The following is an 18,493-nucleotide window of genomic DNA, read 5'->3' as shown; positions in this document are numbered from 1 at the left end:
TCCATGGGACGCCCCTCAGCCGCTGACCGGTGCTCGATCCGCGCCGACGCTATACCCGCCGCCCTCCGCCCGGAAGGCGCACCCAGCCTCCGGCCAGCCCTGGGAAGCGTACTGCCGGGCCTGGGCGAAGGAAGAGGGGTTCATCTTCGACTCCGAGGCCGGGCTGGTCACCGGCTGGAGCCCCGCTGTGCCCCCGCCGCCCCCCTCCACCCAGGCGCAGGTCGGCGCCAGCGTGCCCGACGCCATCTACAAGGGCCTGGCGATCGCCGACACGGCAGCCGGCACCTTGCTGTACGCGGCCAACTTCCACCAGGGGCGGATCGACGTCTTCGACTCGAGCTTCAACCGAGTCCTCCTGTCGGGCGGCTTCGCAGACGCCGACATCCCACCCGGCTTCGCGCCGTTCAACGTCCAGGAGCTCGGCGGCCTGCTGTACGTCGCCTACGCCAAGCAGGACGCCGCCGGTGAGGACGAGGTCGCCGGCCCGAGCCTCGGCTTCGTGGACGTCTACAGCACCAGCGGCCATCTGCTGCGCCACCTGATCGAGCGGGGCCAGCTGAACGCCCCGTGGGGCCTGGCGCTGGCCCCGGCGGGATTCGGCCGCTTCAGCGGCGCGCTGCTGGTGGGCAACTTCGGCAACGGCCGCATCAACGCCTACGACCCGACGACCGGCGAGTTCCGCGGGCGCCTCAGGCACGAGGACGGCAGCCCGGTCGAGATCGACGGCCTGTGGGCGCTGCGCTTCGGCAACGGCATCACTGGCAACCCGACCACCCTGCTGTTCACCGCCGGCATCGCCGACGAGACCCACGGCCTGTTCGGCGCGATCGAGGCGGCGAGCTAACCGCCGCTGCAGCGGCCAGCCGGTCCGGTGCCGCTGTCGCTCCGGCGGCACCGGACCCGACTGGCGCGGCGGTACAGCGCGAGGTGGCCCTGGAGGAGCCAGTCACGCAGGTCGGGGGTGCGCCCAAGGGTGGCGGTGCGCCCGCGCTGGTCACCGGCCGACCTTGACCGGGACGTGCACCGAGTAGCGGGCCGACCCGTCGTGCGGGTTCGCCTCGAACACCTCGAGCGTCCAGTCGCCGGCTGTAGCCGGCGGGTCGAACGCGAGCGAGGCGGTGAACGGCACCCGCCTGCGCGCGCCCCCACCGGTGGTGGTGAACCCCTGCGCCGCCACCCTGCCCGTCGAGTCCCACAGGCGCAGGCTCACGACCCCCTCGGGCACGCAGGCCTCCCCCTTGATCACGATGCGGTCGCCCTCCACCCGCGCGCCCGGGTGCGGCTCGGTGAGCCCCACGGGCGCGAGGCGGACCGCCCGGTCCCTGACCAGCCCGGCCGGGCTGCCCCGCCCGCCCCACAAGTCGGCGAGCGAGCGGCCGTCGACCTCCCCGGCGGTCCGCCCCTCGACCTGGACCAGCACGCGCCGGACGTCCTCGGCCCGGGTGACGGTCCACACCAGCGCCTGCACGGCGTAGCGGGTGGGCTCGCCGCGTCGCACCCCCACGGCCTCGCGGGAGAGGTCGACGGTTGCGGTACCCCCTTCAACGGTCAGGCCGAGCAGCCGGGAGCCGGCGGGGAAGGGCCTGGTCGAGCCGGGGTAGACAGGCTGGCCGGCCAGCAGCTCGGTGAGCGCCGCCTCGACCCGCTGGGTGGCGAGCGCGACCTGGTGCCGCTCGGGCACGAGGTACCAGCGGCCCTTCACGCTCCGGGGGTAGTAGATGATCAACGGGGTGCGGCGGCCGGCCGTGCCCGGAGCCGGTGCCGTGAACGTGGGTGACGGGACCGCCGCCACCGCATCCGGGCGCTTCCCGGTCGCCTCCGGCGGCGACGCCGAGTCGACCCAGGACGTGCACCCCGTGGCGAGCACCACGACCATGAGTCCGGCCAGCTCCGCAATCACCCGCCGTACGCCCAACCGGCCTCCTGGTGCCCGCCGGGGGCCACGACAGCCCCGGTACCGCCCTTACGGTTCCCCCGGTTGGTTGCGAATCCGCAACGGTACGGCCCCGATCTGGCCCCGAACGGTTACCGGGCGCGGGACTGTGCGACCGAACCTGGTTGAGCCGCGGTTTCCTTGGTGGGGGGGCCGCGGTTCCTTGTGGGGGAACGAGACCGTTGTTACGCTCCGTGCGGTCCTGGGCGTCGGTCAGCGGTTCTGGGGTGTCGGTCAGAGGAGGTCGCCAGCGTGCCGTTCCCTGAGCGGCTCTTGGGAGAGAACGAGCAGGTCGTCTACGACCTGCGCCCGCACTGGTGGACGCTGGTCGGCCCCGCGCTGCTGGCCCTGCTCATCGTGGTCGTGACCAGCCTGGCCTGGGGGTTCATGCCCGGCGGCAACCTCCAGGGCCCGGCCCGCCTCGGCGTCCAGGCGGTCGGGCTGGCCGCTCTGCTGTTCTGGGTCGCGCCCCGGGTGGTGCGCTGGGCCACCACCCACTTCGTGCTCACCACCGATCGGCTGATCTTCCGCCGCGGCTTCCTGTCCAGGTATGCCCGGGAGATCCCGCTCGAGCGCATCAACGACGTGACCTTCTCGCAGTCGGTCTTCGAGCGGCTGCTCGGCGCCGGCGACCTGGTCATCGAGTCGGCCGGCGAGCACGGGCAGAACACCTTCTACAACATCCGCAACCCCGAGGCGGTCCAGCTCGAGATCTACCACCGCATGGAGGAGAACGGCCAGCGGATGCTGGCCCATCACGCCACCCCGCCCCAGCCCCAGGCGTACGGCCGGGCTCCGAGCGCCCTCGACGACCTCGAGCGGCTGGCCGCCCTGCGCGAGCGCGGCGCCCTCTCCGACGCCGAGTTCGAGCAGAAGAAGCGCGACCTCCTCGACCGCCTGTAGCCGCCGCCCTGGTGGGGCGTGCGCGCCGGGTGGTGGCGTGCCCGCCAGTGGGCGTGCCCGTCAGTGGGCGTGCCCGCCAGTGGGGCGTGCCCGCCGGGTGGGCGGGTACGATCGTGGCGTCCGGACCGCGTTCCCTGTCCGAGGTGGCGGTGCAGCTCCCAGCGTCGGTCAGCATCCGCGAGGTGGGCCCGCGCGACGGGCTCCAGAGCGAGCCGCCGGTGCCCGTCGACGGCCGGGTGCGCCTGGTCGACGCGCTGTCGGCCACCGGTGTCGGCCGGATCGAGGTCGGCTCGTTCGTCTCCCCCAGGGCGGTGCCCGCCATGGCAGGCACCGACCAGGTCTTCGCGGCCATCCGGCGCCGGCCGGGGGTGGTCTACTCGGCGCTGGTGCCCAACCGGCGCGGGGCCGAGGCGGCCCTGGCCGCCGGCGCCCACCAGCTCCAGGTCGTGGTGGCCGCCTCGGAGAGCTACAACAAGGCCAACGTGAACCGCACCGTGGCCGAGACCCTGGACGAGATCGGTGGGGTCGTGCGCCTGGCCGGTGACACCCCGGTCGAGGCGACCGTGTCCACCGCCTGGGGCTGCCCGTACGAGGGGGAGGTGCCACCCGCGCGGGTGGTCGGGCTGGCCGAGCGGCTGGCGGGCCTGGGCTGCCGGGCGGTCTCGCTCGGCGACACCACCGGCATGGCCACCCCGACGCGGGTCGAGGCGCTGCTGGCCGCGCTGGCCGGCCGGGTCCCGGCGGTGAACTGCCACTTCCACGACACCCGCGGCACCGGCCTGGCCAACCTGGTCGTGGCCCTGCAGGCCGGGTGCGCCGACGTCGACACCGCGGTCGGAGGGCTCGGCGGCAGCCCGACCGCGCCCGGCGCGGCTGGCAACGTGGCCAGCGAGGACGTCGTCCACATGGTCGAGGACATGGGCGTGACCACCGGCGTCGACCTGGACGCCCTGCTCGCCGCCGCCCGGGTGGCCGGGGAACTGGTCGCCCACCCCCTCCGGAGCCAGGTGCTGGTCGCCGGCCCGCGCACCAGGCGGGCGAGCCGATGACCCGGCCCGAGCCCGCGTTCCGCGCGCTCGCCAAGGACACGGTGGCCGGCGGGGACGAGCGCTACCACGCCAAGGCGCGGGAGCAGGGCAAGCTGTTCGTGCGCGAGCGCCTGCGCCGCCTGCTCGACGACGCCGACGGCTTCGTCGAGGACGGGTTGCTCGCCAACGCCATGGCCGGCGACCTGCCCGCCGACGGGGTGGTGACCGGGGTCGGCGCGGTGGGCGGCCGGACGGTCGCGGTGATGGCCAACGACTCGACGGTCAAGGCCGGCTCCTGGGGCGCCCGCACCGTGGAGAAGATCATCCGCATCGAGGAGTACGCCCTCCGCCACGAACTCCCGATGGTGTGGCTGGTGGACTCGGCCGGGGCGCGCATCACCGACCAGGTCGAGATGTTCCCGGGCCGCCGCGGGGCCGGCAAGATCTTCTACAACCAGGTCAGGCTCTCGGGCCGGGTGCCCCAGGTGTGCTGCCTGTTCGGGCCGTCGGCGGCGGGCGGCGCCTACATCCCCGCCTTCTGCGACGTGGTCTTCATGGTGGACGGGAACGCCTCGATGTACCTGGGGTCGCCGCGCATGGCTGAGATGGTGATCGGCGAGCGGACCACCCTCGAGGAGATGGGCGGGGCGGCCATGCACTGCCGGGTGTCGGGGTGCGGCGACCTGCTGGCCGCCGACGAGGACGAAGCGCTGCAGGCCGCCCGCCGCTACCTGTCGTACTTCCCGGGCAACTGGCGCGGCGAACCTCCGGTCGAGGAGCCCAGGGGCCCGGCCTACACCGGCCCGGTGGCCCCGCTCATCCCGCTGGACGAGAGCGAGCCGTTCGACATGCTGCCGCTGCTCGCCGCCATCTGCGACGAGGCCAGCTTCTTCGAGGTCAAGCGGGAGTTCGCGCCCGAGGTGGTCACCGGCCTGGCCCGCGTCGAGGGCCGCGCGGTCGGCGTCGTCGCCAACCAGCCGCTGGCCAAGGGCGGAGTGCTGTTCGTGGACTCGGCGGACAAGGTGGCCCGGTTCGTGTGGCTGTGCGACGCCTTCAACATCCCTCTGGTGTTCCTGGCTGACGTGCCCGGCTTCATGATCGGCAAGGACGTCGAGCGCCAGGGGATCATCCGCCACGGCGCCAAGATGATCACCGCGGTCAGCGAGGCGACCGTCCCCAAGATCTGCGTGGTCGTGCGCAAGGCGTACGGGGCCGGGCTGTACGCCATGGCCGGGCCTGGCTTCGAACCCGACGCCACCATCGCCCTGCCCACCGCCTCCATCGCGGTCATGGGACCGGAGGCCGCGGTGAACGCGGTCTACTACAACAAGATCGCCGCCCTGCCCGAGGCCGAGCGCCCGGCCGAAACGGCCCGCCTGCAGCGGGAGTACCGCGAGGACGTCGACCTGGTGCGGCTCGCCTCCGACCTCGTCGTCGACGCGGTGGTCGACCCCGAGGACCTGCGCGCCGAGGTGGCCCGTCGCCTGGCCGCGGCCCGCGGCAAGGAGCGCGAGTTCTCCCGCCGCCGCCACGGCGTCCCCCCGGTCTGATGGGCCGCGTCCGGGTCCCGCCGGGGGGCCGTCCGTGAGGCCGTCGGGCTCCCGGCGCCCGTTCCGCGCCGTCCTGGTCGCCAACCGGGGCGAGATCGCCGTGCGGGTGCTGCGCGCCTGCCGCGAGGCGGGCCTGGTCGGGATCGCAGTCCACTCCGACCCGGACGCGCGGGCACTGCACGTCCGCGAGGCCGACCGCGCGGTCGCCATCGGCGGCGCCGCGGTCGCCGAGTCCTACCTGGACGCCGGGCGCCTGCTCGCCGCCGCCCGCGAGGCCGGGGCGCAGGCGGTCCACCCCGGCTACGGGCTGCTCAGCGAGAACGCCGCGTTCGCGAGGGCAGTCCAGGCGGCCGGGCTGGTCTGGATCGGCCCGCCCGCCGACGCCATCGAGCAGATGGGCGACAAGCTGGCCGCCCGCCGGGCGGTGCTGGCAGCCGGGGTCGAGCCGGTGCCGGGGACGACCGAGCCGGTGGCCGGGCCCGGCGAGGTGGTCGCGTTCGGCCAGCGGCACGGCTGGCCGGTCGCGGTCAAGGCCGCCGCCGGCGGCGGCGGCCGCGGCATCCGGGTGGTGCGCGCCCCCGGGGAGGCGGCCGAGGCGCTGGCCGCGGCCGCGCGCGAGGCGGCCGCCGCGTTCGGCGACCCCGCCTGCTACCTCGAGCGCTTCTTCGAGCGGCCCCGCCACGTCGAGGTGCAGGTGCTCGCCGACGGCCACGGCACCATCGTGCACCTGGGCGAGCGCGACTGCTCGGTGCAGCGCCGCCACCAGAAGCTGGTCGAGGAGGCCCCGGCGCCGGGCCTGCCCGCCGCGGTGCGGGAACGGCTGACCGCCTGGGCGGTGGCCGCGGCCAAGGCGTGCGGCTACGTCGGCGCGGGCACGGTGGAGTTCCTCTGGGAGCCGGAGTCGGGCGGCGCCTGGTTCCTCGAGATGAACACCCGGCTCCAGGTCGAGCACCCGGTCACCGAGCTGGTCACCGGGGTCGACATCGTCCAGGCCCAGCTCCGGGTGGCCGCCGGCGAGCCGCTCGGGCTCGCCCAGGAGGACGTCCGGGTGACCGGGCACGCGATCGAGTGCCGCGTCAACGCCGAGGACCCGGGCCGGGGCTTCCTGCCCACCTCCGGCCCGGTCACGGCACTGGCCTGGCCCGGCGGCCCGGGCGTGCGCGTGGACGCCGGCTACGAGACCGGCGACGTGGTCTCCCCGTTCTACGACGACCTGCTCGGCAAGGTGGTCGCCTGGGGCCCCGACCGGGCCGCGGCGATCGCCAGGATGGCACGGGCCCTGGATGCCACCCGGGTCGAGGGCGTCGCCTCCACCGTGCCCGCGCTCCGGCGCATCCTCGCGTCCGAGGACTTCGGCCGGTCCCGGCACTGGACGACCTGGCTCGAGGAGACCCTGGACCTCACCGACCTGGCCGCGGTCGCGCCCGGCGGCGAGCCGCGCGGCGAGCCGGACTTCACCGTCACCGTGGACGGCGCGGCGTGGCCGGTCCGCCTCTACCGCCACCGGCCCTCGGACCTGGCTGCGAAGGGCGCCGACGAACTGGCCAAGGTCGTCTCTCCCCTGGCCGGCACCCTGGTCCGGCTCGAGGTCGCGCCCGGCCAGGCGGTGGCCGCGGGGACGCTGCTCGCGGTGGTCGAGGCGATGAAGATGGAGACTCCGCTGCGGGCGCCATTCGCCGGGACCGTGATCGCGGTAGAGTACGCTGCCGGGGATGCGGTCTCCGCCGGCCAGCCGGTAGTGGTACTGGAAGGCGGCCCGGAAGCCGATCCCCTGTCGGAGAGCGGGCGAGCATAGGGGGGCCGCCGGTATGCCGGCGTCGAAGGCGAGGATGGACAGGAAGCGCGCGTACCGGGTCTTCCCGGGCCGTCCCGACCAGGTCGGGCCGGCCCGGAGCTTCGTCGCTGCCGCGCTCGGCCGTGGCGCTCCCGCCCGTGAGGTCGCCGCGCTGCTGACCAGCGAGGCGGTCACCAACGCGGTGCTCCACACCGCGTCGGGCCACGAGGAGGGCACCCTGACCGTCGAGTACGTCCTGACCGACGGGACCCTCCGGGTCGAGGTGCGCGACGGCGGCGCCCCCACCGAGCCGCGGCGGCGCGTCCACCACGTGGAGTCGGTCACCGGGCGTGGACTCGACCTGTTCGACGCGTTGTGCCACCGCTGGGGCGTCGAGGGGGGCCCGGACGGCCGGGTGGTGTGGTTCGAGCTCGACGTGCACCATGAGGAGGTAGGGGATGGAGCTGGAGGTGGGCCCGTTCGACCCGGCACTCCACGTTCGGAGCAGGGACCATTACGAAGCGGTCCGGCGGGAGGCCCAGCTGCTCGATCTGCTGCCCGACACCCCGCCGCATAGGTACGAGGACCTCCTCGACCGTCTCCGCCGGCAGTTCCCCCCCGATCCGGTCGACCCGATCGTCGACCGTGCCTACCTCGCCGGCGAGCCCGCCTTCACCGCCCGCGTCGAGATCGCCGACGAGCTGGTGCCGGACGCGCTCGACGCCTGCGACCAGCTCGAGCGCCTGCTCGACGACCTCGACAGCTGGGCCATGGACTCCGACCTGGCCATCCTGGAGGCGTCGCCCGAGGTGAAGGCCTACCGCACCGCCTACCTGGCCCAGGTCCGCGACCAGCTCCGCCGCGCCCTCCCGGCCGCGAGCTGACCGTGGCCGCGAGCTGACCCGGCTACGAGCTGACCCGGCTACGAGCCGACCCCAGCCACGAGCCGACCCCGGCTACGAGCCGACCCGCTGCTTCAAGTCGGCGCCCGCGCAGAACGCCCGCTCGCGGGCGGCGCCGGGCTCACCCGCCGACGCTCCCCGCGTTGACCTCCTGGAACGCCCAGATCCAGGTATGGCGCAGGCCGCTGGCCAGGTCGGCCCGCGGGCGCCAGCCGAGCAGCTCCTCGGCCCGCCGCGAGTCCAGCGAGATGCGCTGCAGCTCGCCCGGACGGGCGGGCGCGAACACCGGGTCGGGGCCGAACCCGGTCACCTCGCGCAGGGCCGCGTACAGCTCGAGCACCGAGGTCTCGGTGCCGGTGCCGACGTTCAGCCTGGTCCCCACCGCGGCCTCGTGCCCCTCGGCGGCGGCCACGAAGGCGTCCACGACGTCCTCGACGAACACGTAGTCCCGGGTCTGCCTGCCGTCCCCGAAGACCGTCACCGGCTCGCCGGACAGCAGCCGGTTGCAGAAGATCGCCACCACCCCTGCCTCACCGTGGGGGTCCTGGCGGGGGCCGTAGACGTTGCCGAGCCGCAGGCTGACCCACTCGAGCCCGTGGAGGTCGCGGAAGCTGGCCAGGTAGTCCTCGACCGACCGCTTGGCCACGCCGTAGGGGCTGGTGGGCCGCGGCGGGTAGTCCTCGCCGATCGGCAGGTCGGCCGGGTCCGGCTCGCCGTAGGCGGTGCCGCCCGACCCGGCGAACAGCAGCCGGGCGCCGCACTCGGCCGCCGCCTTGGCCAGCGCGACCGAACCGAGCACGTTGACGCGGGCGTCGTGCACCGGGTCGTCCACGCTGCGGCGCACGTCGATCTGGGCGGCCAGGTGGAACACGACCTCGGGGCGGACCTCGGCCACCACCCCGGCCAGCTCGGGCCCGGCCACGTCCGCCCCGGCGTGCTCGACCCGGCCCGAGGCGAACGCGTCGGCCAGGTTGTCGAGCTTGCCGGTGGAGAGGTCGTCCAGGACGGTCACCTCGTGCCCGTCGTGAGCCAAGCGGTCGACCAGGGCGGAGCCGATGAACCCGGCGCCGCCGGTTACCAGGGTGCGCATGGGTCAGCCTCTCAGCCGGTCGGGGCCAGGTCTCGGGGCCAAGGTCGAGGTCGGGGCCAAGGTCGAGGTCGGGGCCAGGGCCGAGGCCGGGGTCAGGGTCGGGGCCAGGGTCGGGGCCAGGGTCGAGGTCGGGGCCAGGGTCGGGGCCGGGGGCCAGGGTCTCAGGGTCGGGTAGGGCCGCGCGGCCGCGACCCTCGGGTCCCGGCCGGCGGCGGCGATCGGCGCCATCCTACCGGCGCGACCGGGATGCACACCGGTAGCTCCCACCTCTACCCCACGCCCGGCCCGTGGGGAGCTCCACGCTGCCGCCACCCCGGCCCGTGGCAAACTCCCGGTCCCGCGCTGCCGCCACCCCCGGCCCGTGGCAAACTCCCGGTCCCGCTTCTCTTGTCGCCGACCCCTCGGTCGGGCAGGGTACGCGGGGTGGAGGGGGGCGAGGGTGTGGCAGCGCGAGGGGAGGGGCATGGAACAGGTGGCGGAGCCGCCGGCCCGGCTGGGCGCGGCCATGCGTGCGCTGACCCGCGGCTGGCTCCTGCCGTACCTCGTGATCGTGGTCGTGACAGCGGCCGACCTGGTCGCCGGCGGCAACCTCAGCACGGTCCCGTTCCTGGTGCTCAGCCCGCTGCTGGCCAGCCGGCTCTCGACCGACCGGCGCCAGGTGCTCGCCGCCGGGGTGGCCGCCCTGGGCGCCGGCGTCGTGCTCGGCGAGCTCAACCACGAGCTGGCCAGCGCCCAGCAGATCGCCAGGCTCGTGCTGATCGTGGTCGGGACCCTGGTCGCCCTCATCAACCAGGGCGCGGTGCGGCGGGAGCAGTCGGCCCTGGAGCGGTCGGTCGACACCATCACCATGGCCGCCCTGCTCGTCGCCGGGGTCGAGCCGCAGGAGGCCTACCGGCTGCTGGCCCGCTCGTCGCGCAGCCTGTACGCGGCCGACGCGGCCGCGGTGTACCGCCGCGACGGCGAGCGCCTGCTGCTCGAGGCGGGCGACCGGCACGAGCTGATCCCGCCCATGCCCAGCCGCCTGTCCAGGGCTGGCACACCCGGCGCGTTCGCCTCCCGGCCGGTCGAGGCGAGCGTCCGCTCGGCCGCCGCGCCCGAGGCGGCCATGCTGGAGGCACGCGGGCTCGGCAGCCTGCTCTGGCTCCCCCTCCTCGACCCGGACGGCGTGCAGACCGGCGCCATCGCGCTCGCCTGGCGCCGGCGCGACCCGCGCCTGACCGCCGAGGCGCTCGCCGGGTCGCAGCAGTTCGCCGACCTGGGCGCACGGGCCATCTCGGGCTCCGAGCGGGCGCGGGCCCAGGCCGAGGTGCTCGAGCGGGTGCAGGCCCTGCTGCTTTCCACCCCGCCCGGCTGGGCCCAGGGGTACAGGGTCGGGGTCAGGTACCAGTCGGCCAGCGGCCTCGCCCAGATCGGCGGGGACTTCTACGACCTGATCGAGGTCGACGACGGCAAGGGGCTGGCGTTCATCCTGGCCGACGCCCGCGGCAAGGGGCTCGAGGCCAGCTCGCTCGCGTCGGTGCTCAAGGGTGCCTTCCGCAGCCTGGCCGGCGAGGGGACCAGCCCGGCCCGCCTCCTCGGCCGGCTGGACCGCGTGGTCGCCCGCGAGGGTGGCGACGAGGACTTCGTGACCGCGCTGGCCGGCCGCGCCTACCCGGGCGGGCAGTTCGTGCTCGCCTCGGCCGGGCACCCGTACCCGCTCGGGGACGGGCCCCGTCCCGCCGCGGTCGGGGCGCCTCTCGGGCTCGGCACCCGGGCGGCCGAGGCGCAGGTGAGGCTGCACCCGGGCCAGCGCCTGGTCTGCTACACCGACGGCCTGGTCGAGGCGCGCAACGCGGCCGGCGCGTTCATCGACCGGGCCGGGTTCGAGCAGGCGGTGCGGTCCGGCACCCTCGACGACGCCCTGGACCGCCTGGTCGCGATGGTCAACGAGCACAGCGCCGACTACCGGGCCGACGACCTGGCCCTGCTCGGCCTCGAGTACGCCCCCGACCAGTGACTCCGTGGCAACGGAGTACCTGAGGCGCCTCCTCGGGCCGGGCGGGGACGGCCGGGCCGCCTCCCCGCCGTGACCGGCGACGGCCAATCGTCGACTTCCACGCCTCCGTCGACTTCCACGCCTCCGTCGACTTCCTCGCGGCGGTTGGGGCGCTGCGGCGCCGGCCGCCGTTAGCATGGCCGCGCGCCACCAGCGCCATACCCGACGCCGCCCCACGAGGGAGCCTTCATGGACTTCGAGCTCGCACCCGAACAGCAGGAGTTCGCCAAGATCGTCCGGGAGTTCGCCGAGGAGGTGGTCGCGCCCAGGGCCGAGGCGATGGACCGCGCCGAGGAGCTGGACGAGGCCGTGCTCGACCAGATGGCCGCGATGGGCCTGTTCGGCCTGCCGTTTCCCGAGGAGTACGGCGGCATGGGGGCCGACTACCTGACCCTGTGCCTGGCCGTCGAGGAGCTGGCCAGGGTGGACTCGTCGGTCGCGATCACCCTGGAGGCCGCCGTCGGCCTCGGGGCCATGCCGGTCTACCGGTTCGGGACCGAGGAGCAAAAGCAGCGCTGGCTCCGGCCGCTGGCCACCGGCGAGCGGATCGCCGCGTTCGGGCTGACCGAGCCGGGCGGCGGCTCCGACGCGGGGGCGCTGCGGACCCGGGCCGTGCGCGACGGCGACGACTGGGTCGTCGACGGGACCAAGGCGTTCATCACCAACGCCGGGCTGCCCCGCTCCGGCTTCGTCGTCTTGGCCGCCGCCACCGGCGAGCGGCCCGACGGCCGCCCCGAGATCAGCAACGTGATCGTGCCGACCGGCACGCCGGGCTACACCCTGGGCAGGACGTACTCCAAGGTCGGCTGGCACGCGTCCGACACCCGGGAGCTCTCCTTCGAGGGCTGCCGGGTCCCGGTCGAGAACACCCTGGGCGAGCAGGGCGCGGGCCTGGCCAACTTCCTGCGCATCCTGGAGGAGGGCCGCATCGCGGTCGCCGCGCTCGCCACGGGGCTCTGCCAGGGCTGCGTGGACGAGAGCGTCAAGTACGCCCGCGAGCGCCAGGCGTTCGGCCGCCCGATCTCGTCGTTCCAGGCCGTGGCGTTCAAGATCGCCGACATGGAGCTGCGCGCCCACACCTCGCGCCTGGCCTGGCGGCAGGCCGCCGCCAAGCTGGACGCCGGGCAGCCGTTCGCCCGCGAGGCGGCCATCGCCAAGCTGCACGCGTCCGAGGCGGCCGTCACCTGCGCCCGCGAGGCGGTCCAGGTCCACGGCGGCTACGGCTACATGAACGAGTTCCCGGTCGCCCGCTTCTACCGCGACGCCAAGATCCTCGAGATCGGCGAGGGGACCAGCGAGGTCATGCGCATCCTGATCGCCCGCTCTCTGGGGCTCTGACCGGTCAGGTGATGTCGCGGCGCACCGTGAAGCGGGTGGCCAAGGCGGCGAACACCAGGCCGTAGGCGGCCAGCAGCAGCCCGCCGGCCCACATGGGCAGCAGCTCGCCGTTGGTGATCGCGGCCCCGGTGAGGGCGGTGGCCGCCCCGCTGGGCAGCCACTTGCCGACCGACGGAAGCAGCCCGACCAGCAGGCCCTCGGCGATCAGCAGCCACAGCAGCGAGACGGTGACGGCCGCGATCTGGTTGGGGACCAGCGCGCCCACGCCGACGCCGATCATCCCGTACAGCGCGCTCGCGAGCATCACCCCGAGCACGGTGAGGGCGACGTCGCCGGCGCGGCTGCCGAGCTCGACCCCCTCGATCGACAGCCAGGGCACGGCGACGGCCAGGGTGAGCGCCGACGACACGGCGGCGAACACCAGGCCGACCAGCGCGTACACGACCAGCTTGGCCGCGACCACCCGCCCCCGGTTCGGGCAGACCAGGAACGTGCTGGTGATCGTCTTGTGCCTGACCTCCCCGGCGAACCCCAGGATGCCGAGCACGAGCACGAAGAACATGCCGGATCCGGCCGAGCGGACGATGTTGCGCACCCCCTCGTCGGTATCGAGCGGGAACCCCTGGCCCTGCTCGGCGACCCGGTCGGCGGTGAGGATGCCGGCGACAACCGCCAGCAGCGCGAGCCCGAGCATCCCGGCCAGCATCGCCAGCGGCATCCGGGTCGTGCGGAGCTTCAGCAGCTCCCCCGCGATCAGGCGCCCCATGGCCGTTCCTCCTGGGTCTCCTCGTTCTCGTGGGTGGTCAGCTCGAGGAAGACCTCCTCGAGGTTGGAGCGGTCCATGCGGAGCTCGTAGAGCACCAGGCAGGCGGAGCCGGCCAGGCGGCCGACCGCCTCGGTGGTGGTGTCGGTGGCGACCACCCGGTCGTCGCCGTCCAGCTCCGCCTTGATGCCGTTCCTGGTGAGCAGGCCGTGCAGGGCGCCGGCGTCCGGCGAACGCACCAGCACCGACGGGGTCGCCCGGGCGGTCAGCGCCTCCAGGGTGGAGTGGGCGACCATCCGGCCCCGGGCGATGATCACGACCTCGTCGGCCGTCTGGGCCACCTCGGCCAGCGCGTGGCTCGACACCAGCACGGTGCGGCCCTGGTCGGCCATGTGGCGCAGGAACCCGCGCAGCCAGTGGATCCCCTCGGGGTCCAGGCCGTTGGCGGGCTCGTCCAGGATCAGCACCCTCGGGTCGCCCAGCAGCGCTGCGGCGAGGCTGAGCCGCTGGCGCATGCCGAGGGAGAACCCCTCGACCCGCCGGCGTGCGCTGTCGGTCAGGCCGACCAGGCCGAGGACCTCGTCGGCCAGGCGCTCCGCGTCGGGCAGGCCGCCCTCGACGGCCAGGACGCGCAGGTGGTCGCGGGCGCTGCGGCCGGGGTAGAAGCCGGTCGCCTCGAGCACCGCGCCGACCTCCCGGATCGGCTCGTCCAGCTCCCGGTAGGTCCGGCCGCCGATGGTGGCGGTGCCGGTGGTCGGGGTGACGAGCCCGAGGAGCATCCGCAGCGTGGTCGTCTTCCCGGCCCCGTTGGGGCCGAGGAAGCCCGTCACCTTGCCCTCGTCGACCTCGAAGGACAGGTCGTCGACGGCGACGACCTCCCCGAAGCGCTTGCCGAGCCCGTGCACGGCGATGACCGACATCGTCGTCCTTCCTTCCTCCAGCCTTCCTCGGGCGCCCTGTCCCGGTCCGCCTGGTGCCCACACCGTGGGTGTCCACGCCGTGGGTCCACGCCGTAGCCGCCCACGCCGTGGGTCCACGCCATGGGTGTCCACACCATGCTGCACCAGTCCCTGCCGCCAGTCATCGGCCGGCGGGACGACGCACAGAGTCCTGCCCAAGCGGGTCCCCGGAAGTCCTGCCCGTAACCCTCCGAGTCCTTCCTGGGCACCGCCTTGCGTTACGAGCAGGACTTCTGAGCTGCTGCCTAGCGCACCGTCAGCTGCAGCGGCGCGCTCTCAGTCGCGACGTGGTCGGCGTCGGCCGGCTTGGCGACCCGGTAGGTGAACACCCCGGTGGCCGTGCCCTGCACCCGGAAGCTGTAGGTGCCGGTGCCGGACAGGACGGCCTGCTGCGCGACCTGCCAGGCGCCCCCGACGAGCTGCTGGAGCTGCACCTGCTGCCCGGCGTGGGCGGGGGTGACCGTCCCGGCGATGGTCGCGGTCTTGCCCGGTTTGATCTGCTTCGGGCTGAGCGAGGCGGTGAGGAGCGGCCGCACGCCGACGGGCACGGTCGCGCTCGTGCTGGCGAGCAGGCCTGGCCCGCCCGCATAGGCGAGCTGGTACTCCACGTTCTCAGTAGGGCTGTGGCCGATGGTGACCGCCCCGCTCGCCGAGGTGGTGCCGGTGCCGACGGGACTCCAGGCCGAGCCGCCGGCCGGCCGGGCGCGCAGGGTGACGGTCGCGCCGGCCACCGGGGCCGCCCCCGCGCCCTCGGTGAGGGTGCCGGAGACGCTGGCCGCCTGGCCGTAGCTGACGACCGACGGTGAGGCGGTCGCCTGCAGGCTGGTGGGCACCGGGGTGGTGGCGGTCGCGGTGGCCGCCGCGCTGTAGTTGGGCACCTCGTCGTAGGCGAACGCCGCGAAGCTGTAGGTGGTGCCGGCCGACAGGCCGGTCACGGTCGCCGCCGTGCCGGTGTCCTGGTAGACGCGGGTGCCCTCGGCCGGGGAGGCGGGCGGTGTCGCGCCCTGGGCCATCTGCACGACCACGCCGGCGAGGTCCGTGTCGCCGGGGTTGGCCCAGGAGAGCGCGACCTGGCCCTCGGACGCGGTCGCCGAGAAGCCGCTCACCGGCCCAGGTGCGCTGGTGTCGGTCGGGGTGACCGGCCCGGTCGGGTCCGACTCGGACCCCTCGCCGACCTCGTTGGTGGCGCTGACCGTGAAGGTGTAGCTGCTGCCGTTGGTGAGCCCCCCGACGGTGGCGCTGGTCGCCGGACCCGGGGCGGTGACGGTCGGGCCGCCGGCGCTGGCTCGCACCGTGTAGGAGAGGATCGGGGCGCCCGGCGGCGCGGGCGGCGCTGTCCAGCTCACCGTGGCGGACTCGTCCCCCGCGGTCGCGGTCACCCCGGTCGGGGCGGTCGGGACGACCACCTCGTGCCCCTGGCGCTCGAAGGCGCCCATGTCGTACCAGGCGGTCGGGCCCTGGCCGGTGTTGGGCGCCGAGTCGTCGTTGACCCGCGAGCTTCCCTCCAGGTCCGTGGCGGGGTAGTCGCCCGGCACGCTGGTGCCCGAGTCGACCGCGGGCGAGCCGGCGAGCAGGTGGAAGTCGCCTGCGGCGCGGTCGGCGAAGAGCGGGTCGGCCGAGCGTGCGTGCGTGTCCTGCCCGCTCGCCGACGCGTAGGCGGCGACCGTCGGGTACACGACGCCGTTCCATTTCACCGGCGGCACCGCCGGGTCGGTGTTGAAGAACAGGTTCGAGTCGGACACGACCGACGGGCCCGACGAGGCGTCCACGTAGAGGTCGTACTCGCTGGTGGTGGTGCCGTTGTCGACCGCGACGTTGCCGAGGATGCGCGTGCCGGTCGAGCTGCCCTCGACGCTGAGGCCGTCCTTGTGGTTGCCCACCGAGGTGTTGGCGTAGAAGGTGTTGTTCGGGCTGTTCAGCACGTCGAAGCCGTGGTCGCCGTTGGCGTAGGAGAGGTTGTCCTCGTACCGGCAGCCCTGGGTGTCGCCCAGGGTGCTGATGCCGGAGTCCTGGTTGTCGTGGAGGACGTTGCGGCGCAGCACCAGGTTGGCGGAGCGGTGGCCCGTGGCCGCGTCCTGGTCGACCGAGATGCCCGCGGCGGAGCGCACGCTCGGCCTGGCGTTGGCCCAGCTCTGGTTCGCCTCGATCACCGAGTCGGCGAGCCCCTGCAGGGCGATGCCGTGGAAGCGGTTGTCGTGGGTGCGGTTGCCGGCGACGGTCGCCTGGGACCCACCGTGCACGAGGACGCCGTGGCTCGCCGCGTCGAGCACCTCCGACCCGGTCACCGACGAGGCGGTGGTGTTGGACAGGAGGATCCCGTACGAACCGCTGTTGCGGACGGTCACGCCGCGGACCGTCAGGCGCGCGCCGTCGCGCAGGTCAACGGCGCTGCCGTTCTGCCCGTCGAAGGTGAACCCGTCGATCACCACGTCGGACTTGCCGGTGGCCTGGAACCCCTGGGTCTGTCGGCCGACCTCGACCTGGTGGCCCGCCGGGCTCGACCCGTCGGCCGTGTGCACGTACAGGACCAGGCCGGCCGCGTCGTGGTACCAGGTGCCCGGCCCCATCGCGTCGGGGGCGGTGGCCGGGGCGAGCAGCACGCCGTCGACGAACACCTGCTTCGGCGCGACCGCCTCGCTCCACGGGGTGCTGTACGCGCTCCCCGACGCCGGCGTCCACGGCCGGGCGGACGCGTCGATGGTGCCGAGCACGACCACCTCGCCCTGCGCCTGGAACGTCACGGGCTGCCCGGGCGCTCCGCCGAGCACGACGGTCGCCTTCTCGCGGTAGGTGCCGGCGGACACGGTTACGGTCGCGTCGGGACCCGCGACCTTCGCCGCCTTCGCGATCGTGCAGAAGGGCTGCGTCTGCGTGCCCGGTCCGGCGTCGCTGCACCCCGGCCCCTGGGCCACCCAGTAGGCCGCGGCGGCCCTGGCGGGCCCCGCCGTCGCGAGCACCACTCCGACCAGGACCACGAGGACGACCAGCACGGTCCTCGACCGCCACGACCAGCTCCAGCACGACGCCATCCGGCTTCCCCCCCGCGTGTTCGCCCCTTCCTGCAGAGGTGAGCATCCCCCCGGACGGATGAGCCCGCGACGGCCGGCTGCATGGACCGAACTACGGCGTTTGATGATTGCCGGTGGCGCCGGAGCGCCGGCCGCGCCTTGCACTGAAGCGCCGGGCTGAAGAGTCGGCCGTCCCCGGCCGCGTGCGGGTGCTTCCAGGCTGAAGAGCCGGCCGTCAGCTGTAGCGGACCCGCGGGTCGAGGGCCGCGTAGACGACTGGGCAGAGCATGCAACCGGCCGCCCAGATACAAGTGAGAGCCTGATTGACCTTCGATGAGAACCGGTGAGGGGGCCGGCCGGCCGGCCGGAGCTGCGCCCGGCCGAGCCGGGCGTGGACGCGGCCGTCGCCCGGCTCTTGTCGGTGGTGGTCGCCGCCGGCAAGGACGGCACCTGGCGGCGCCTCAAGGCCTGCTCGGAGCCTCGCTGCCGCTGGGTCTTCTACGACCGCTCCAGGAACCGCTCGGGCGTCTGGTGCGCCATGAGCGTCTGCGGCAACCGCGCCAAGGTGCGGGCCTTCCGCCAGCGGGAGCGTGCCGCTGCCGCCGCCCGCTCCGGGCCGTAGCCCGGGGCGTCAGCCGACCCGGGTCGGGTCCAGCCCCGCCAGTCGCGGTACTGCCAGCCCGAGGTGCCGACCAGGACCGGCGCGGCGGCTACAAGCCCGGGGCGCCCGAGGCGCCCGGGGCGCCTTTGAACGGGCCGACCACGTCGGCGGTGATCCAGCCGCCGTAGAAGTCCCCGTCCTGGGCCTCGACCACCTCGCCGTCGACGGTGGCCCGGTCCACCTTGCCCGGGTAGAACGCCACGTGGTCGGTGAGCGCCTCGTAGCCGGGACTCGGGGACGGGTAGGACCAGGCGATCCCGACCCGGTCGCCGGTGTCGTAGAAGATCGCCTCGCCCTTGAACTCGCAGTAGGTCGACGGCCGCCGGGAGGGGACGAGCAGATCCAGGCGCACGTCCCCGGGCGGGCCCGGGGGCGTCGCGCGGCCTGGGCCGAGACTACCCGTCCTTGGACACGAAGATGCCGAAGCCGGGGCAGCCGCTCATGCAAAACCTCCTGCAACATGCCGCGCTGGTGGCGGCTCGGCTGGGTACGCCTTGCCTTTCGCAGCGCATCCCAGCGCGGTTGCAGGAGGTTTGCGGAACCCTGTCC

17 protein-coding genes are annotated in these 18,493 nt (G+C 74.4%); 11 read left to right on the top strand and 6 right to left on the bottom strand.

All coding sequences use genetic code 11. From position 1 onward, the window contains the following. A partial coding sequence (locus VG276_26040) for a TIGR03118 family protein (GenBank protein ID HEV8652755.1) occupies positions 1-844 on the top strand: 844 nt, incomplete at its 5' end. A 150-nt stretch (positions 845-994) separates the two neighbouring features. On the opposite strand, the gene VG276_26035 is transcribed toward VG276_26040, so the two are convergent. Beyond that, on the bottom strand, positions 995-1,915 hold the full coding sequence (locus VG276_26035; protein HEV8652754.1) for a Gmad2 immunoglobulin-like domain-containing protein: 921 nt from the start codon (positions 1,913-1,915) through the stop codon (positions 995-997). Between the two features lie 270 nt (positions 1,916-2,185). On the opposite strand from VG276_26035, the gene VG276_26030 reads away from it, so the two are divergent. The 6 genes from VG276_26030 (at position 2,186) to VG276_26005 (ending at position 8,072) form a co-directional block, all read left to right on the top strand. Continuing rightward, positions 2,186-2,836 carry a PH domain-containing protein gene (locus VG276_26030; protein HEV8652753.1) on the top strand — a complete coding sequence of 217 codons (651 nt, stop codon included), beginning with the start codon at positions 2,186-2,188 and terminating at the stop codon, positions 2,834-2,836. A 143-nt stretch (positions 2,837-2,979) separates the two neighbouring features. Beyond that, complete coding sequence (locus VG276_26025; GenBank protein HEV8652752.1) at positions 2,980-3,885, top strand: hydroxymethylglutaryl-CoA lyase; 906 nt, start codon at positions 2,980-2,982, stop codon at positions 3,883-3,885. Then, positions 3,882-5,414, top strand: a complete 1,533-nt coding sequence (locus VG276_26020) for an acyl-CoA carboxylase subunit beta (GenBank protein HEV8652751.1) — start codon at positions 3,882-3,884, stop codon at positions 5,412-5,414. Before VG276_26025 ends, VG276_26020 begins: the two co-directional genes overlap by 4 nt. A gap of 34 nt (positions 5,415-5,448) precedes the next feature. Continuing rightward, the gene (locus VG276_26015) at positions 5,449-7,209 is read left to right on the top strand and encodes a biotin carboxylase N-terminal domain-containing protein (protein HEV8652750.1); all 1,761 of its coding nucleotides are present in this window, start codon (positions 5,449-5,451) and stop codon (positions 7,207-7,209) included. Positions 7,210-7,222: 13 nt separating this feature from the next. Next, entirely contained in the window at positions 7,223-7,765 is a 543-nt protein-coding gene (locus VG276_26010; GenBank protein HEV8652749.1) for an ATP-binding protein, read from the top strand. Then, positions 7,647-8,072 (top strand): hypothetical protein, encoded by a 426-nt coding sequence (locus VG276_26005; protein HEV8652748.1) that lies wholly within the window; start codon positions 7,647-7,649, stop codon positions 8,070-8,072. Before VG276_26010 ends, VG276_26005 begins: the two co-directional genes overlap by 119 nt. A 139-nt stretch (positions 8,073-8,211) precedes the next feature. Here VG276_26005 and VG276_26000 read toward each other — a convergent pair whose 3' ends face one another. Then, positions 8,212-9,180, bottom strand: a complete 969-nt coding sequence (locus tag VG276_26000) for an NAD-dependent epimerase/dehydratase family protein (GenBank protein HEV8652747.1) — start codon at positions 9,178-9,180, stop codon at positions 8,212-8,214. On the opposite strand from VG276_26000, the gene VG276_25995 reads away from it, so the two are divergent. From VG276_25995 to VG276_25985, 3 genes are all read left to right on the top strand, one after another. Continuing rightward, the gene (locus tag VG276_25995) at positions 9,179-9,355 is read left to right on the top strand and encodes a hypothetical protein (GenBank protein ID HEV8652746.1); all 177 of its coding nucleotides are present in this window, start codon (positions 9,179-9,181) and stop codon (positions 9,353-9,355) included. The two genes, VG276_26000 and VG276_25995, sit on opposite strands and share 2 nt — an antisense overlap. Before the next feature lie 288 nt (positions 9,356-9,643). Continuing rightward, a complete protein-coding gene (locus VG276_25990; protein ID HEV8652745.1) occupies positions 9,644-11,176 on the top strand; it encodes a PP2C family protein-serine/threonine phosphatase in 1,533 nt (510 codons plus the stop codon). Positions 11,177-11,404: 228 nt separating this feature from the next. Then, a complete protein-coding gene (locus VG276_25985; protein ID HEV8652744.1) occupies positions 11,405-12,553 on the top strand; it encodes an acyl-CoA dehydrogenase family protein in 1,149 nt (382 codons plus the stop codon). Positions 12,554-12,557: 4 nt separating this feature from the next. Here the strand turns inward: VG276_25985 and VG276_25980 are convergent, their stop codons facing one another. The 3 genes from VG276_25980 to VG276_25970 all read right to left on the bottom strand — a co-directional run bounded on the left by VG276_25980 (position 12,558) and on the right by VG276_25970 (position 17,265). Beyond that, positions 12,558-13,319, bottom strand: coding sequence for an ABC transporter permease (locus VG276_25980; GenBank protein ID HEV8652743.1), 762 nt, complete (start codon positions 13,317-13,319; stop codon positions 12,558-12,560). Then, positions 13,307-14,236, bottom strand: coding sequence for an ATP-binding cassette domain-containing protein (locus VG276_25975; protein ID HEV8652742.1), 930 nt, complete (start codon positions 14,234-14,236; stop codon positions 13,307-13,309). The genes VG276_25980 and VG276_25975 overlap by 13 nt, the downstream gene beginning before the upstream one ends. A gap of 284 nt (positions 14,237-14,520) precedes the next feature. Continuing rightward, positions 14,521-17,265: a right-handed parallel beta-helix repeat-containing protein gene (locus VG276_25970; protein HEV8652741.1), complete on the bottom strand. Its 2,745-nt coding sequence runs from the start codon at positions 17,263-17,265 to the stop codon at positions 14,521-14,523. A 361-nt stretch (positions 17,266-17,626) separates the two neighbouring features. Here VG276_25970 and VG276_25965 point away from each other — a divergent pair, with 361 nt between their 5' ends. Continuing rightward, positions 17,627-17,905 carry a CGNR zinc finger domain-containing protein gene (locus tag VG276_25965; protein HEV8652740.1) on the top strand — a complete coding sequence of 93 codons (279 nt, stop codon included), beginning with the start codon at positions 17,627-17,629 and terminating at the stop codon, positions 17,903-17,905. Between the two features lie 88 nt (positions 17,906-17,993). Here VG276_25965 and VG276_25960 read toward each other — a convergent pair whose 3' ends face one another. Next, positions 17,994-18,296, bottom strand: a complete 303-nt coding sequence (locus tag VG276_25960) for a DUF427 domain-containing protein (protein HEV8652739.1) — start codon at positions 18,294-18,296, stop codon at positions 17,994-17,996. Positions 18,297-18,493: the final 197 nt, after the last annotated feature.

Source organism: Actinomycetes bacterium, assembly GCA_036000965.1.
Taxonomy (GTDB): domain Bacteria; phylum Actinomycetota; class CALGFH01; order CALGFH01; family CALGFH01; genus DASYUT01.
This window is presented reverse-complemented; position numbering and strand designations above follow the sequence as displayed.